This window comes from Myxococcales bacterium, from assembly GCA_016706225.1.
Classification (GTDB): Bacteria; Myxococcota_A; Polyangia; order Polyangiales; family Polyangiaceae; genus JADJKB01.
In genome coordinates, this window is the sequence record JADJKB010000008.1 from 725,629 (window position 1) to 741,299 (window position 15,671).

Genomic DNA, 15,671 nt, shown 5'->3' on the forward strand with positions numbered 1-15,671 from the left:
GACCGTTGCCACCTACGAACGTGTGCACCGCGCCACCGGAATGCCCGGGACTTGAGTCGCATCCGTGGGCGAACAAGTTCTTGTAGCCGCCAGCGCCGTTGGGATTGTGGAAGCGGCCGATGGCACAGGGAGAAGTCTGGCCGAATGCCGAACCGAAGACGCAACCGGCCGGGCGGTCCGGATAGATCGCGTCGCAGAGTGGGTAGCCATCGTTCCCCTTTGAAGAGTAGACCCCCCTGCTCGCGTTTGCGGTGCAGCAAGCTCAGTAGGGCTTGCGGTCCGCCTCAGGGCGTGAGTTAGCCAGCGCACGGCAAGACGGCTCAAACCGCGCGCTGGAGTGGTCGCACAGCGATCAGATCACGGTCATCGACGTGGCGAAGATCACTCTCGCGCAACGTGACGAGTGCTTGGGTGCGGCCCGACGCGGCCACGAACTCGACCTCTAGCCCGTCCGGCTCGTAGACCTCGACGACAGCGCCCAGATCACCGCGCCGAAGACCAGCATCTGGAAGGTCTCGCTCAAGAACGACGGTGTCGAGAAGCTTGAAGGTCATGGCTACGCGGGGAATGCTGTCACAAATCGAGGAACATCCTCACCGGTTCGAACGATCCACACTGCGGTGATCTTGGCGGCTCGTCCGAGTGGTGAGGTGAGCGTAGCACGGACCTCGAACTTCTGTCCGAACGGTCCCAGTTCGGTCGGCGTGGCGTCTGCGGATTGGGCAACGAGGGCCAGATCGGCGCGAAGCACTTCCCATTGGTCTGCGGTGTAGCCGAGCGCCCGGAAGAACGCTGCCTTGAATCGCCCGACCGGGTGCTCGGGTGACAGCAGGTAGTCGCGGACCTTTGCAGGTTCGACGACGGCACGATCAGCGTTGGGGAGCAGCACCTGCGAGGTCCCGGTTCTTCGTCTCTGTCTGGCTAACGAGACACACGTTCACCCGCGAACGCCGAGCGTCAAGTCGACGGTCGGCAAGGCGCTGCAGACGCGGGCGAGTGCCGCATCAGAGTGTTCGCCCGCGGCCGCGGAACGGACGGTGAAGTCGGCAAGGCCGGCGTTCGGCGGGTGCAACGTGATATGGCCGCTCCGTTCTGCTTCTCAGACTTCTGCTCAGACCGGAGGATGGAAAGCGGGACATGCACCCGCGGGCTACGAATCTGCAACGTCGAGCAGTTGATGCTCTCTAACTCGCATTCGAACCCGTGGGTGTGCCTCGCCTGTAACGAATCCTCAGGGGAAGCCGCTCGAACCGGCTCACCATATTGCCTTCGCTGGGCGCGGCCGCTGCATGTCCCGACCAGAAGAATAGCCGAGGAGGTCGCATGCAGAAAAGTCTCGACGAATTTGCCGCATTCATCGGGTTGGACTGGGCCGACAAGAAGCACGATGTCTGCCTCAGTGTCCCTGGCAACGAGGGTCTGGAGCGCGAGGTCGTTCCTCACCGCCCGGCCGCTCTTGAAGCGTGGATTGCTCGACTCCGTGAGCGCTTCGCCGGTGCCCCGGTCGCCGTGGCCGTCGAGCTCGAGGAAGGCCCGATCGTCTCGGCCTTGCTCGAGCACGACTTCATCGTCGTCTGCCCGGTGAGGCCCGGCACCGTCGCCGGCTACCGCAAGACCTTCGTGCCCAGCAACGCAAAGGACGACCCCACCGACGCAGAGCTGATCCTGGAGCTGCTGCTGCGCCATCCGGAGAAGCTTCCGCCACTCAAACGGGAAAGCGCTCCCATGCGACAGCTCCGCCGTCTCGTCGCCGAACGCCGCGCCTTCGTCGAGGACCGGGTGCGCATCACCAACCGCATCACGGCTGCACTCAAGGCCCATTACCCGCAGGTTCTGGGCTGGTTTCGCGACAAGTGGACCGACGTGTTCATCGACTTCATCGAGCGCTGGCCGACCCTCCAGGACGCCCAGAGAGCTCGCCGCGAGACCGTGGTCGCGTTCTTCCACGGCCACAACGTTCGACAGAAGGCCGTCATCGACCGCCGCCTCGAAGAGCTCCACAGCGAACGGCCGCTCACGACCGACGCTGGTGCCATCGAGCCCGCTCGGTTCATGGTCCAGCTCCTTCTGCCGCAGCTCCGTGCCGTCTGCGCCGCCATCGAGCAGTTCGACGTCAGGATCGCGACCTTGGCCCAGTCGCTGCCCGACTTCGAGCTCTTCGACTCGCTCCCTGGAGCCGGTCCTGCGCTGGCTCCTCGACTGCTGACTGCCTTCGGCGAGCGTCGCGAGCGGTTCCCCACCGCCGCTGCCGTCCAGAAGTGCATGGGCATCGCGCCGGTCACCGAGCGCAGCGGGAACAAGAGCTGGGTCCATTGGCGCTACGCCTGCACCAAGTTCCTCCGCCAAACCTTCGTCGAGTGGACCGAGCAGACCATTCCGCGCTCGTTTTGGGCCAAGGCCTTCTACGAGAAGCAGCGCGCCAAGGGCTCGTCACACAACGCCGCAGTCCGCTCCTCGCTTTCAAATGGATCCGAATCATTCACCGCTGCTGGCTCGACCGAACCCGCTACGACGAATCACGCTACCTGACCGCACTCCAAAAGCGTGGCTCCCCCCTGCTCGCGTTTGCGGTGCAGCAAGCTCAGTAGGGCTTGCGGTCCGCCTCAGGGCGTGAGTTATGCGGCGCACTTGCCGCAGCACGATCAGAGCTGGATCTTCGCGTTCTTGCAGGTCGGTGGGCAGTCCGGACCATTCGGCTGCTGAGTCGAGTAGGTCGGGCTTGCGGTGGAAGTCACGAGGACGCTGCCCGCCGACGACAACGTGAAAGTGAGTTGCTCGGGATGGCGGTTGGGCAGAATAAAACCATCGATTTGCGGGCCGCCCCCCTGAATCCAGATCCCGCTCGAAGAGCAGGTGTCGAGGCCCTTCGATGGCGCCCAGTCGCACGTCAACTATCGGGCGCGGGTCCCTCCATCTTCGTGAGGCTGCTCAACTCGCGAGACCGGCGTTCGGCGGGTGCAACGTCCAGTTATGCGGCATGCGAGGTGAAAGGACCGGGCTTGGTTGCAGCGGCGGGACGCGTGGACAAGCATTTGGCATGGCAGCTCGGCGGGACAAGCTTGCGCAGAGCCCAGTGCTTGCGGCTCTGCCGCTCCTTGCGCTGCTTGCGTGTCGCGATGACGAGTTGTCGGCTCCGCAGGTCGTGCCGGATTTTGACGCCGGAGCGAGCGAGTGTGGGTGGCAGCACTCCTGCAAATCCGACGACGACTGCGACCCGGGCCAATGTTGCGCCGGCTTCCTAACGTACACTTGCGCTTGCACGACACAGACCGATTCGGTGAGTTCTGTCTGTTCGACCTTCCAATATGAGTCCAACGCTTCCTGCACGTGCCGGCCGCCGCAGTCGAAACCGGTATGCCCTGAGCTCGGCTTCATGCCACCGTATGCGTCGGAGTGCCTGCCGGCGCCGTACCACCAGTGCGTCGTATTTTGCGACCAACAGGCCTGCTATTGCGACACGTTGGTCCAAACGATGGATGCGAGCATAGCGGCGGGAGGCATCCTTGTTCCAAGTTGCCCGCCACCTGACTGGGGTGCGTTGTGCCAGCCGGACTCTGGTTTGCACTCTGACGGGGGTGTGGAGTCGGGGGCGGGTGATGCGGCGGGGGACGGAACCCAGGACGCTGACGACGCGACCTGAAGCTGCGCGGAGCCTGGGACCGCGCGTGTTCAAGCCGAGTAACGGGGCACGCGTTGACCCGCGAGCGCCGTGGCTCATCGTAACAGACGGCAAGGCGTGAACGCACGCGGGCGAGTGCCGAAGACAGAGTGGTTGCCCGCGGGCGCGGAACGGACGGTGAAACTCGCCACGACCGGCGCTCGGCGGGTCGAACGCGAGTTATCCGGCTCGTCCAAGAGCGTCGGGCGCCGGCACTTGGCGTGTTAGAATGACGACGCATGGCGTGGGGATGGCTGCTCGGCGCGACAGGATTGATGGTCGTTGCTGTGTGCGTTGCCTGCGAGACCGGCGGCGACTCGGGCGGACCGAGTGGCGGCGGTCAAGCCGGCGCTAGCGGAGCGGTGTCGGGAGGGAACGGCGGCGGGGGCTCCACCGGCGGCACCGGGGGCGCAGCTGGGGAAGTGGGCGGTGGCGGGCAGCCCGCAGGTCCGATCGCGGTCGCGTCGGACCTCGGGAACCCAACTCGGATCGCCCTGAGCGCGAACAGCATCTACGTGGTCGCGTACGATTTCAACAACCAGAGTCACGGGCTCCTGAAGATCCCAAAGGCGGGAGGTGCGACCGAGTGGCTGGTGAAAGTCGACCAAGACATTCGGGACCTCGCGTTGGACGCGACCAGTATTTACTACACCACGCCAACCGCCCAGGGCTGCGTCTTTTCTCTGTTGCAGGGGGGCGGCACTCCGTCCAGCTTGTCTTCGAACGTTTGCGGGAGGCACATCGCGGTGCAGGACGGCAACCTCTTCTGGACCGCCGACACGTCGGTGGCAAAGGCAACGCTGTCGGGCGCCGATTTGACGGTGATCGCGCAGGACTTCGCGTCGTCGTTCGACATGTACGGGTTTGCGGTCGACGCGAGCGGCGTCTACTGGGGGAACAAAAAGTGGCAGATCATGAAGACGACATTGTCAGGCGGCACACCGGTTGAATTGGCGACGGCAACAGGAACGGCCCAAGCCTTGGCAATTGCCGGCGGCAACGTGTACTTCACGATCGGCGCATCGGGGTCGGAAGGCAAAGTTGCAAGCGTGCCGATCCAGGGAGGACCGGTGACCGTGCTCGCAGTGGGTCAGACCGATCCAACCACCATCGCAGCGGACGGGAAGAGTCTCTACTGGGTTAACAGAGGATGGGGCAAGATGGACGGCGCGATCATGAAACTAACCCCGGGCGGGTCGCCAACGGCCATTGCACAAGGTTTGGCAACGCCCGAAGACCTGGCGCTCGATGCCTCGCACGTGTACTGGACCGACCAAGATGGCCCTCTGGGCAGGGTGATGAAAGCCGCGAAATAGGCCCAGCGAACATCCGGGGGCCGGATAACGGGGCACGCGTTGACCCGCGAGCGCCGTGCCTCATCGTAACAGACGGCAAGGCGTGAACGCACGCGGGCGAGTGCCGAAAACAAAGTGGTCGCCCGCGGGCGCGGGACGGACGGTGAACCTCGCCACGACCGGCGCTCGGCGGGTCCAACGCGAGTTAGGCGGCACCCGCGGGAGGTTTGGCGAGCGGGCCAGACCACCCCCGACAGCACGCCAACCGGTGTGTCGGCGCGCGGGCCCTGTCCGTCCGGTCGTAATGATCTCTCGGAACACCATGCCCAGGAATCCGTGGGTTGCAAGGCCCGAGCCGGCGAGAAGGAGAAAGAGCTGGCGACCGGACAGCACAATCAGCAGAACTGCGATGAACGACGTCGCGCGCACTCGGCGCTCCCCGTGGGATCCGCGCCCGAGTGTGGCCCAGACGCAGCCCGTCGCTGCGCAGAGGAGGATTAGCCAGGCCGGGTTTGGCGCGCTGCCAAAACGCATTCGGTGAACCACAGCGAGCGCGCCGTAGCCGATGACTAGCACGTCGCTGAGCCGTGCCCGGTCTTGCACTTCAGGTCCGCCTAACGGATGCGCGTTCACCCGCGAACGCGCGAGATCATCGTATCAGACGGCAGGGCATTTTCGAGGCCGGCGCGTGCCGTAGAAGAGGCGCCGGCCGCCGCGGAACGGACGGTGAAGTCGGCAAGACCCGCGTTCGGCGGGTGGAACGCGAGTTATGCCGTGCGTCGGTGGTTCAGGGAGCGGAGCCGTGGACGTCACCGTGCGGCGTGGCGCCGTGATCTCGGAGTTCGGCGCCAGCTCGCGCGGCTTCTGCTGGCAAGGCGCAGCAAACCCGGTTCGCAGCGCGACTGTTCATCAGCGGGCCCGGCTTCGAGCGCCACGACGGTCGGGGTCGTCATGGCGCGACCGGATGCGCGAGTGACTTCCGGCATCAACCGCGGGCAAGGCGCCGTGGGCTCGGCCGCGCTGCCTCGCTCGTCGATGCGGAGGAACTCTGAATCTGAGACCACAAAGACAGTCGGCAAGGCGCCGTGGGTCTTGGGAGACACCGGTATAACGGGACACACGTTCACCCGCGAACGCCGAGCGTCAAGTCGTCAGTCGGCGAGGCGCGTCTCACGCGGGCGAGTGCCGCACCAGAATGTTCGCCCGCGGAAGCGGAACGGACGGTGAAGTCGGCAAGACTGGCGTTCGGCGGTGCAACGTGAGTTATCCGGCGTCGGTGAAGTTCCACGCGTCCGGCAGGTCGGTCCCGCCTCACCGCACTCGGGCATGTCAGGTTGAAGGTTGATCGCGCAGCAGCCAGGGCAGCGGCGGAACTCGAATTCGTGCGGGAACGCGGGCGGCGGCTCGAGTCCGGCTGCGCGGAGGGCATCGCGAAGCCGGCCAACAGCTGGGTTCGGGGCAGTATCCCGTGGACTGGTTCGTAACTGCACGACCGCCACTCTTCTTGGCGTCACCGACAGAGAAGCTCGCCAGCAGCCAGAACCGGGGCCCGCGTGCGCACGCGACGTGTTCCGAACGGCGATCCGATAGCCAGAGGCTGCCTTCGGCGTCGACGACGCAGGTGAACTCAAGGGTGGTCGCTGGCCCAACGACAATGTCGTCGAGCGAACCGGGGGCCTCTTGTTGGCCGGGCCAACGATGGGTACTCGGGCAGAGTCAGCCCGGGTCGGCCGGATAACGGAACCACGTTCACCCGCGAACGCCGAGCGTCAAGTCGTCAGTCGGCAAGGCGCTGCAGACGCGGGCGAGTGCCGCATCAGAGTGTTCGCCCGCGGAGGTGGAACGGGCGGTGAAACTCGCCATGGCCGGCGTTCGGCGGGTGCAACGTGAGTTAGGCGGCTGCTGGACGACCGGTTTAGTCGCAGGCTAGGCATACTCGAGGCGCGCCATCCTCGTCTGGTCGCGTGGTGACCGCGACGGACTCCGCGTACTGCGACGTGGCGGGGTTCGGGCAAGACAGCACCGCTTGAACGAAAACCAGAGGTGGGACGTAGTCGTGCGTCTCGACGTAGTGGACGATCATCCTCGGCGCCACAAAGAGGAGGTCACCGGACGGCACGGCAATCTCCCCGGAATCGAGATGGCTCCCGCAGAACTCACAAGTATGTGGACCTGCAAAGGCCGGCCACCACGTGAGCACTTCAAACATCTCAAGAGATTGCTCGCGCAAGACCCTGAGCGCTGCAAGGAAGCCTGGAGGACTCGTGCCGCGGGGGTAGTCGTGTAGAGAGGAAAGCCACCCGACCGCTCGAACACCTTTGCCGCGCGCCGCGAGCGTGCTCTGGGTCAGGTCGGGATAGTAGGTCATGTCCGCCTAACGGATGCGCGTTCACCCGCGAACGCGCGAGATCATCGTATCAGACGGCAGGGGCATACAGACGCCGGCGCGTGCCGCATCAATTTGGGCGCCGGCCGCCGCGGGACGGACGGTGAAGTCGGCAAGGCCCGCGTTCGGCGGGTGGAACGCGAGTTATGCGCCGTGCGTCGGTGGTTCAGGAGTGGAGCCGTGGGGCGCTCCACGGCGCGGCCCCGTGATCTCGGCCTGAGCTCGGCGCCAGCTTCGCCCGGCTTCTGCTGAACGGCTCCGGTCGGCAAGGCGCTGGCGGTCTTGGGCGCAGCTGCGATTGTTCAACAGCCGGCTCGTCTTCGAGCGCGATCACGGTCGGGGTCGGCCCTGGCGCGACCGGACGCCGTGGAAGACTTCCGACCTCAACAGCCCGCCCGGCGCCGTGGGCTCGGCTTCGCGCTGCCCCGCTCCTCAAAGCGGAGGAACTCTGAATCTGAGACCGCAAAGACAGTCGGCAAGGCGCCGTGGTCTCGCGAGACACCGGCATAACGACCATCGCGTTCACCCGCGAACGCGCGAGACCATCGTACCAGACCGCCGGGCGTTTTCGAGGCCGGCGCGTGCCGCAGAAAATTGGGCGCCGGCCGCCGCGGAACGGACGGTCCAGTCGGCAAGACCCGCGCTCGTCGGGTGGAACGCGAGGTTATACCGTGCCACGGTGGTTCAGGGCGCGGAGCCGTGGGACGCCACCGTGCGGCGTGGCGCCGCGAGCTCGGAGCTCGGCGTCAGGTCGCCCGCCTTCTGCCGATGGGCTCCAGTCGGAAGGCGTTGGGGGGTGGTCTTGGTTGCAGCGCGGCTCGTTCAACAGCCGGCTCGTTTTCGAGCGCGATCACGGTCGGGGTCGTCAAGGCGCCACCGGACGCGAGAGACGCGCGCTCGGCGTCAACCGCGGAGACGCAGGGCGCCGGGGGCTCGGGCCGCGCTGGCTGTTGGAAGCGGAGGAACTCTGAAGACCGCAAAGACAGTCGGCAAGGCGCCGTGGGTCTCGGGAGACACCGGTATAACGAGAGCGCGTTCACCCGCGAACGCGAGGAACATCGTAGCAGACAGCGCGGCGCTTTCGCAGGCCGGCGCAAGCCGTAGACAGAGAGGGCGCCGGCCGTTTCAGAACGGACGGTGAAGTCGGCAAGACCCGCGTTCGGCGGGTGCAACGCGAGTTATGCCGTGCCACGGTGGTTCAGGGCGCGGAGCCGTGGGCGCCACCGTGCAACGTGGCGCCGCGAGCTCGGAGCTTGGCGTCAGCTCGCGCGGCTTCTGCTCGCTGCGCCACGGTTGGCAAGGCGCAGTGGTCTTGGTTGCAGCGCGGCTCGTTCAACAGCCGGCTCGTTCTCGAGCGCGATCACGGTCGGGGTCGTCATGGCGCGACCGGACGCGCGAGAGACTTTCGACTTCAACAGTCGCGTGGGCGCCGTGGGCTCGGCCGCGCTGCCTCTCTCGTCGAAGCGGAGGAACTCTGAATCTGAGACCGCAAAGACAGTCGGCAAGGCGCCGTGGTCTCGCGAGACACCGGCATAACGAGACACACGTTCACCCGCGAACGCCGAGCGTCAAGTCGTCAGGCGGCGAGGCGCTGCAGACGCGGGCGAGTGCCGCATCAGTGTGGTCGCCCGCGGAAGCGGAACGGACGGGGAAGTCGGAATGACTGGCGTTCGGCGGGTGCAACGTGAGTTATGCGGTGCTGCCTGGTCTGATGCGATCAGGCTCGGCGGGACGAGGAGACCCGTCAGGTAGCGCAAAGTTCGACGACCAAGACGTCGCCACTGGCGCTGAGTCGGACCTCGGTGGACACGCGCATTGGGAAGACCTCGCCGACTGGTGCGTATTCCGACCGAGCGAGCACCGTCCGCTGACTGAGCAGTCATTCCGAAGGCATCTGAGCGCTGATCGGAGCGCAGCGACGGGTGGGGTGGGGTCAGGACTGCTTGGTCGGTTCCTTGGTCAGGCCTTCTTCGCGCGGATGGATGGTCCGCCGAGCGAGACGACGTGGGCGTTGTGCACGACGCGGTCGCAGATCGCGTCAGCGATCGTCGGATCTCCGAGCGCTGCGCCAAGTTTTCGTCGCGAGCTGGGTGGTGATCACGGTCGACGACTTGCCGTAGCGGTCCTCGAGCACCTCCAGCAGGTCGCGCCGCTGGTCGTCGGTCATCGGGTTGAGCAAGAAGTCGTCGAGCACCAGCACGTCGATGCGCGCGAGCTTGCCGAGCAGCGAGTTCGACGTGCCGGAGACGCGCGCGAGAGCCAGCTCTTCGAGCACGCGCGGCACGCGGACGAAAAGCGAGCGGTGCCCGGCGCGGTATGCAGCGTCCGCGAGTGTGGCACCAAGGTAGCTCTTCCCGACGCCGGTCTTGCCGGTCACGATCACGTTGTGGTGCTCGCTGACCCAGCGGCAGGTCGCGAGCTGGCGGACGGTGGCCTTGGCGATGCCGCGCTCGGAATCGCACGCGACGTCTTCCAACGTCGCCTGGGTCGCGAGCTTGGCCTCTTTCAGGCGCCGTGCGGTGCGCCGGTTGTCGCGTGCGGTCCACTCGCGATCGACGATGATGCCGAGCTTCTCGTCGAAGTTGAGTCGTTGATCCGGCGGCGCGCGCATCAGCTCGCGTGTCGCCTCGGCCATGGCGCCGAGCTGCAGCTCGTCGAGCTTGGTGAGGGTGTCTTCGATGGTGGTCAATGGACGATCTCCTTTCGGTCGTAATACTCACCGCCGCGCACGTTATCGTGCTCGAGCGGTGCAGCTCTGGTGGCGGCGGGCGACCGCTGCTCGCGGTCGAGTCCCTGCCGGAGGATGGCTTCGATGTACTTGCGGTGCGGTGCGCGCGAGATGCTCGCCGTCAGCGCGAGGGCGCACGCAGCGTCCATGCGCTCGGCGCCGTGCTTCTGGGCGACACGCAGAAGGCCGAGACACGCGCGGTAGCCCTGGTCGGGATGCACGTACTGCGCGAGCGTGCGCTCGACCACGGTGGCGACCGCCGGCCCGAACGTCGAGGCCCACTCGAGCATGCGCTCGGGCGGCCACGTCCGATGCTCGTGTTGCAGCGGACGATGCGCGTCGCAGGTGACCGGCGTGCCGCGCCTGCCATAGCTGCGCGGGTGGGACGCGATTCGCTCATTGTTCCGGAAAATCTCGACGATGCTCGCTGTTGCGCGCACCTCGACCTGCTGGCCGATCAGCGTGTGCGACACGCTGTAGTGTCGGAAGTCGAACTCGACGTGGTAGTCGATGTTGACGCCGACCTTGCGCCGCTCGCGCAGCTCGTAGCGCAGCGCGGGCAGGGGCCGCATCGCTGGCAGGTCGATGCTCTCGAACGCCGAGCGACGACAGCCTTCCAGCCGCTTGAACGGCCGAGCGTTGAGGTCCTCGAGCAGGTCCGCGATGGCCTCGTTGAGCTCGCTCAGGCTGAAGAACTTGCTGTTGCGCAGCCGCGCGACGATCCAGCGCTGCGCCAGCAGCACGGCCGCTTCGACCTTGGCCTTGTCTCGCGGCTTGCGCGGCCGCGCCGGGATCACCGCGAGCTCGTAGTGTCTCGCGAAGTCGAGGTAGGTCTCGTTGATCAGCGGGTCGTAGCGGTCGGGGCCGCGGACGGCGCTGCGCAGCTGATCAGGAACGAGCACCTCCGGCGACGCTCCGAAGTATTCGAGCCCGCGGATCGTCGAACCGACGAAGTCGGCGATCTTCTGGGTGAGCGTGGCCTCGGAGAAGGTGTAGTTGCTGGCGCCGAGCACCATCACGAACAGCTCGACCTCGTGCTCTTCGCCCGTCTGCGGATCGACGATGTGCGGCTTGCCCGAGTAGTCGAGGAACGCCTTCTCGCCGGCGCGATGCACCTGGCGCATCGTCGGCGACAGCTTGCTCCGCCAGGCACCGTACAGCTCGCAGAACTGGCTGTAGCGGTACGGTAGCCGACTCTCGCCGCAGCCGGTCGCCGCTGCGTGATACTCCTCCCACAACAGCTGCAGCGTGACGCCAGTGCGACTCAGCTCGCGATGCAGGTGCGCGAAGTCGATCACCGCGCGCGCCGCCGGCTCGTTGTGGCCGAGGTAGCGGAACAGCAACGCCTCGACCGCCTCGTCGGTCATGGCCTCCGCGCGCTCCCACGTCAGCCCCGCCTCCCGCGCGCGCTGCAGGTACCCCGCGACCGTGCCCGTCGCGATCGCGAGCGACGCAGCGACCTCACGCTGGCTGCGGCCAGCGTCGGTCAAACGGAGAGTCTCTCGAACCTTGCGCATGCTGAGTCGTTCCATGCGCGCCGGTCGCACCGCACCGCGGCGGCGACCAACGCTTCGGGGAAGGACCCGCCGCTGTGCTCCGGCCAGAGAGCCGAGCGCTCAAGTGCGCCGGAACGGGCGCTCAAGTGGCCCGGAATCGGTGCTCAAGTGCGTCGGAACGAGCGCTCAAGTCGCGTCGGAATCGGTGCTCAAGTGCCGTCGGAACGAGCGCTCAAGTGCGTCCGGAATTCGCAGACTGGCAAACCCAGGCGCGAACAGAATGGCGCCGGACCCTGGCGGGTCAGCACGAAGTCCGGTGCTGGTTTGAAGATCAGCGGCACCCAGCTTGAACCGATGAGAAACGAGAACAGGTCAAGCTGCGCGGGATCGCCCTGCGCGCGAGCGATGCCAACAAGGCGACTGCCGTTCTTCATGACGCCGTGAACGCGTACCCACAGCTCGAAGTCATCCGGATCGACGGTGAGCTTCTGAGTAAGGAGTGCGACGGTCTCCGCGTCGCAGTCGCCCGTGACGGTGCGCCAGATTGGAACCGCGTCGAAATCCTCCAGTTGGAGCTCAGAGAGACTTTTCGTCGCCGCCATCGAGACCCCCGCTGCGTGGGGCGAAATCCGAATAACGTCGTAATTATACCCACGACGTAGTCCCAGTCTTCCAGTTCCGTGTAGCACTAGGCGATTGCCGGTAACGCCGACGTTACCCCGGGCGGGGGTTGGTGATATCCCGGTCGGGTAGCGCTCGAGTTCCCGCTTTTCAGAGGGCATCGAGGGGGCTCTTGACCCCGTGGCCACCTCGGTTCAGCACGTGGGTGTAGATCATCGTCGTCGAAACGTCGTCGTGTCCAAGGAGCTCCTGGATGGTGCGGATGTCATACCCGGCCTCCAGCAGGTGGGTCGCGAACGAGTGACGGAAAGTGTGGGCCGAAGCGTGCTTGGTGATGCCAGCGACCCGCACGGCGACGTGGACGGCACGCTGGAGTGTGGTCTCGTGGATATGGTGGCGTCGGCGCTCGCCAGTGGCGGCGTGGACGTAGTGCCGGGCCGCGGGGAATATCCACTGCCACCGCCACTCGCGCGGCGCGTTAGGGTACTTGGCCCGCAGCGCGTGGGGCAGCTCGACGTATCCGGAATTATCTTGAAGGTCGGCTCGGTGTTGCTCGGCCACCGCGTTGAGGTGCACGATGAGCTCGGGCACGAGCGACTGCGGAAGGATCGTGACGCGCGACTTCTCACCCTTGGCGTTGCACCACGATTTCGCGACGCTGCAAGTCCAGGTTGTTCACGCGCAGCGTGATGCACTCGTCTATGCGTAGACCTGACCCGTAGAGCAGCCTCGTCAGCATCCCGGTGACTCCGGTCATCTCGCGGAAGACTGCGCGGACCTCGGTGTGCGTGAGCACGACCGGGAGGCGTTTCGGGCGCTTCGCGCGCACCAAGTTCTCGACTGCCTCCAGCTGGATGCCGAGTACTTCTCCGTAGAGGAAGAGCAGAGCGGCAAGCGCTTGGTTCTGTGTGGACGCGGCCACGTCGCGATCGGTGGCGAGGTGCGACAGGAACGCCGACACCGCGGGAGCTCCGACTGTCCTCGGGTCGCGCCGCACGAAGCGAAGGTACCGCTTGACCCAACCGCAGTAGGCCTTCTCGGTGCGAGGGCTCATGCCGCGCAAACGGATCGCCCGCCCAACATCCGCTAGCAGGGCGGCCGGTCCTGCCGCAGGTCTGTGCGGGGGCATCTCCATGCTCCGGCGCAATGCGCGCTTCGTGCCAAGAGCGATTCCGCCGGAATTCGCTCGAAATGGTCGCCCTCGTCACTGGCGCGCTGGCTTTCGCCAGTGGCGAACGTGGCGGTCGCCGCCCTGCGGTTCGCGCGGCTCAGGCCGCTTCTGCGCCGGAGGCGCCACCGCGCAGCTCGCCCAGGCTGGAGTCGACGGTCTTCTTTACGTTCCCGAACGGCACGCGCGTGTTCTCCCCGAGGAAGAGTCACTCCTCGCCCTTGCGCGCCCGCAGACTGGAGGCGATCACGCGAAAGCGCGGCCCTTTGATCAAGACCAGAATCGACGGAAGGTGGCCAATTCCGCGAACTTCGTCATCCCGCGGTCGCGATCCAAGCGCGACGCAATCAGATGATCGCCTCCACTCCACCAGCTCGAAGTCCAGGTGGATCCGATCGCCGCGGGCGGGCTGGAAGCCCCAGCCCTGGCGCAGCTCCTTCACGTTGTGGGCGAGGCGAGTCGCGAGGTCATCGGCCATGTTGCTCGAAGGGCATTCTGCCAATAAATTGGCACCGGTGACAGCATAATCACCAGGCCGCCGTAGTTTGCAGTGAGCAGAGGAGACAGCATGCAAATCGAGGACAAAGCGGTCTTGATCACTGGGGCGAGCCGAGGGCTGGGGCGGGCGCTGGCGCTCGGGCTGGGTCGCGCCGGCGCGCGCATCGCGGCGGTTGCCCGTCACGCCGACGAGCTCGAAGAGGTGGTGGCTGCGATTCGCGCAGCCGGTGGCGACGCGCACGCCATCGTGGCGGACGTCGCGGACAAGAACGCGATCTATCCGCTGGCGGGGACCGCGCAGGCACTGGTTGGTCCAATCGACATCCTGATCCACAACGCCAGCACGCTGGGCGTGACGCCGCTCCGGCACTTGCTCGACACCGAGTGCGAGGACTTTCAGCACGTGCTGGACGTCAACCTGCTCGGACCGTTCCGGCTCACGAAGGCGATTGCTGGCGGCATGGCCGCGCGCGGGGACGGGCTGGTCGTGTCGTTGAGCTCCGACGCGGCCGTCGCCGCCTACGCGGGGTGGGGGGCGTATTCGGTCTCGAAGGCCGCCCTCGATCACCTGAGCCGCGTGTTCGCGGTGGAGCTGTCGCCGTTCGGCGTCCGCTTCCTGAGCATCGACCCAGGCGAGATGAACACGCTGATGCACGCGGCAGCGCTTCCCGAGGCCGATCCGGCCACCCTCGCTTCGCCCGAGGCGGTGGCCGCGCGCATCATCGCGCTGCTGTCGGGCAAGACGCCATGGGCGGACGGGGCGCGCTTCGACGCCGCGGCGCTGGAGGCCGCATGAGGCCCGCGACCTGGCCACGTTCGCAGCCGGAGGCCGAACGATTGCTGGTGATCGAGCCCGAAGGCGCCGGGTTCGTGGATCGCGTGCTGGGCGAGCTACCGGAGCTCCTCGGAGCGGGCGATCTGCTGGTGGTCAACGACGCGGCGACCTTGCCGGCGGCGCTCGACGGTGTGACCGAAACAGGAGCGCGCTTCGAGGCGCGCTTGGCCGAGCTCCACGGCTCTCGGGCCCGCGCGGTCGTGTTCGGCGCAGGGAGCTGGCGCACCCCAACGGAGCTGCGAGCCCCGCCTCCGCGCTTCGAGCCGGGCGAGCTCGTGCACTTTGGTCGGCTCGCTGCTCGGATCGAGCGCGTCGAGAACGAGCGGCTCGTGGGCTTCGATTTCGAGGCAAAGGGAGCAGCGCTCTATCGAGGGCTCTACGCCGAGGGAAGGCCGATCCAGTACTCGTACCTCGTCGGCGCGCTCTCCCTCTGGCACGTGCAGAGCCGTTTTGCTTCGCGCCCCTGGGCGTTCGAGATGCCGAGCGCCGGGCGCCCGCTCAGCTTCGGCGTGCTCTCGCAGCTGCTTCGACGCGGCGTGAAGCTGGCCTCGCTCACCCACTCGGCGGGCCTGTCGTCGACGGGCTCCGAAGTCGTCGACGCCGGCTTGCCATGGCCCGAACGGTACGAGATCCCGCCGCGCACTGCGGCGCTCGTCGAGCAGGCCAGTCGTGTGATCGCAGCCGGCACCAGCGTGGTGCGTGCGCTCGAAGCCTCCGCGCTCTTGCATGGCCGCGTGCGCGCCGGCTCGGGCATCGCAGAACTGAAGCTCACAGGAGGGCAACCGCTCTCCGTGGTCGATGGGCTGCTGACCGGCGCCCACGACCCAGGAACGAGTCACTTCGAGCTGCTCGAGAGTTTCGCGCCGCGCGCCCGCCTGGAGGCCGCCCACGCACACGCGGAGCGGAGCGGCTACCTGGGTCACGAGCTGGGGGACTCGTGGTTGCTGTTGCCCCGACCAGCGCGGCGAGCCGAGGCCGCGTGATGT

The 15,671-nt window shown here is 66.5% G+C and carries 12 protein-coding genes and 1 pseudogene; 4 read left to right on the forward strand and 9 right to left on the reverse strand.

Annotation, left to right across the window (positions count from 1 at the left end; translation table 11 throughout):
- Positions 1 to 320 precede the first annotated feature (320 nt).
- The gene (locus IPI67_17130; protein ID MBK7581917.1) at positions 321 to 554 is read right to left on the reverse strand and encodes a DUF4926 domain-containing protein; all 234 of its coding nucleotides are present in this window, start codon (positions 552 to 554) and stop codon (positions 321 to 323) included.
- A 2-nt stretch (positions 555 to 556) separates the two neighbouring features.
- A complete protein-coding gene (locus IPI67_17135) occupies positions 557 to 889 on the reverse strand; it encodes an adhesin (GenBank protein ID MBK7581918.1) in 333 nt (110 codons plus the stop codon).
- Between the two features lie 434 nt (positions 890 to 1,323).
- Between IPI67_17135 and IPI67_17140 the strand changes: the two are divergent.
- Positions 1,324 to 2,588: pseudogene (locus tag IPI67_17140) on the forward strand (IS110 family transposase).
- Positions 2,589 to 2,642: 54 nt separating this feature from the next.
- On the opposite strand, the gene IPI67_17145 reads toward IPI67_17140, so the two are convergent.
- On the reverse strand, positions 2,643 to 2,891 hold the full coding sequence (locus tag IPI67_17145) for a hypothetical protein (GenBank protein ID MBK7581919.1): 249 nt from the start codon (positions 2,889 to 2,891) through the stop codon (positions 2,643 to 2,645).
- 1,006 nt (positions 2,892 to 3,897) lie between these two features.
- Here IPI67_17145 and IPI67_17150 point away from each other — a divergent pair.
- A complete protein-coding gene (locus tag IPI67_17150; GenBank protein MBK7581920.1) occupies positions 3,898 to 4,974 on the forward strand; it encodes a DUF5050 domain-containing protein in 1,077 nt (358 codons plus the stop codon).
- A gap of 4,403 nt (positions 4,975 to 9,377) precedes the next feature.
- Here the strand turns inward: IPI67_17150 and IPI67_17155 are convergent.
- From IPI67_17155 to IPI67_17180, 6 genes are all read right to left on the reverse strand, one after another.
- On the reverse strand, positions 9,378 to 10,028 hold the full coding sequence (locus IPI67_17155; GenBank protein MBK7581921.1) for an ATP-binding protein: 651 nt from the start codon (positions 10,026 to 10,028) through the stop codon (positions 9,378 to 9,380).
- On the reverse strand, positions 10,025 to 11,599 hold the full coding sequence (locus IPI67_17160; protein ID MBK7581922.1) for an IS21 family transposase: 1,575 nt from the start codon (positions 11,597 to 11,599) through the stop codon (positions 10,025 to 10,027). Before IPI67_17160 ends, IPI67_17155 begins: the two co-directional genes overlap by 4 nt.
- A 173-nt stretch (positions 11,600 to 11,772) precedes the next feature.
- Positions 11,773 to 12,165 (reverse strand): hypothetical protein, encoded by a 393-nt coding sequence (locus tag IPI67_17165; protein ID MBK7581923.1) that lies wholly within the window; start codon positions 12,163 to 12,165, stop codon positions 11,773 to 11,775.
- A gap of 169 nt (positions 12,166 to 12,334) precedes the next feature.
- Complete coding sequence (locus tag IPI67_17170; protein MBK7581924.1) at positions 12,335 to 12,793, reverse strand: tyrosine-type recombinase/integrase; 459 nt, start codon at positions 12,791 to 12,793, stop codon at positions 12,335 to 12,337.
- A 16-nt stretch (positions 12,794 to 12,809) separates the two neighbouring features.
- Positions 12,810 to 13,238, reverse strand: coding sequence for a phage integrase N-terminal SAM-like domain-containing protein (locus IPI67_17175; GenBank protein ID MBK7581925.1), 429 nt, complete (start codon positions 13,236 to 13,238; stop codon positions 12,810 to 12,812).
- A 322-nt stretch (positions 13,239 to 13,560) separates the two neighbouring features.
- Positions 13,561 to 13,830, reverse strand: a complete 270-nt coding sequence (locus IPI67_17180; protein ID MBK7581926.1) for a hypothetical protein — start codon at positions 13,828 to 13,830, stop codon at positions 13,561 to 13,563.
- Positions 13,831 to 13,920: 90 nt separating this feature from the next.
- Between IPI67_17180 and IPI67_17185 the strand changes: the two genes are divergently transcribed.
- Together IPI67_17185 and IPI67_17190 are read left to right on the forward strand one after the other, a co-directional pair.
- On the forward strand, positions 13,921 to 14,646 hold the full coding sequence (locus IPI67_17185) for an SDR family oxidoreductase (GenBank protein ID MBK7581927.1): 726 nt from the start codon (positions 13,921 to 13,923) through the stop codon (positions 14,644 to 14,646).
- On the forward strand, positions 14,643 to 15,668 hold the full coding sequence (locus IPI67_17190; GenBank protein ID MBK7581928.1) for an S-adenosylmethionine:tRNA ribosyltransferase-isomerase: 1,026 nt from the start codon (positions 14,643 to 14,645) through the stop codon (positions 15,666 to 15,668). The genes IPI67_17185 and IPI67_17190 overlap by 4 nt, the downstream gene beginning before the upstream one ends.
- Positions 15,669 to 15,671: the final 3 nt, after the last annotated feature.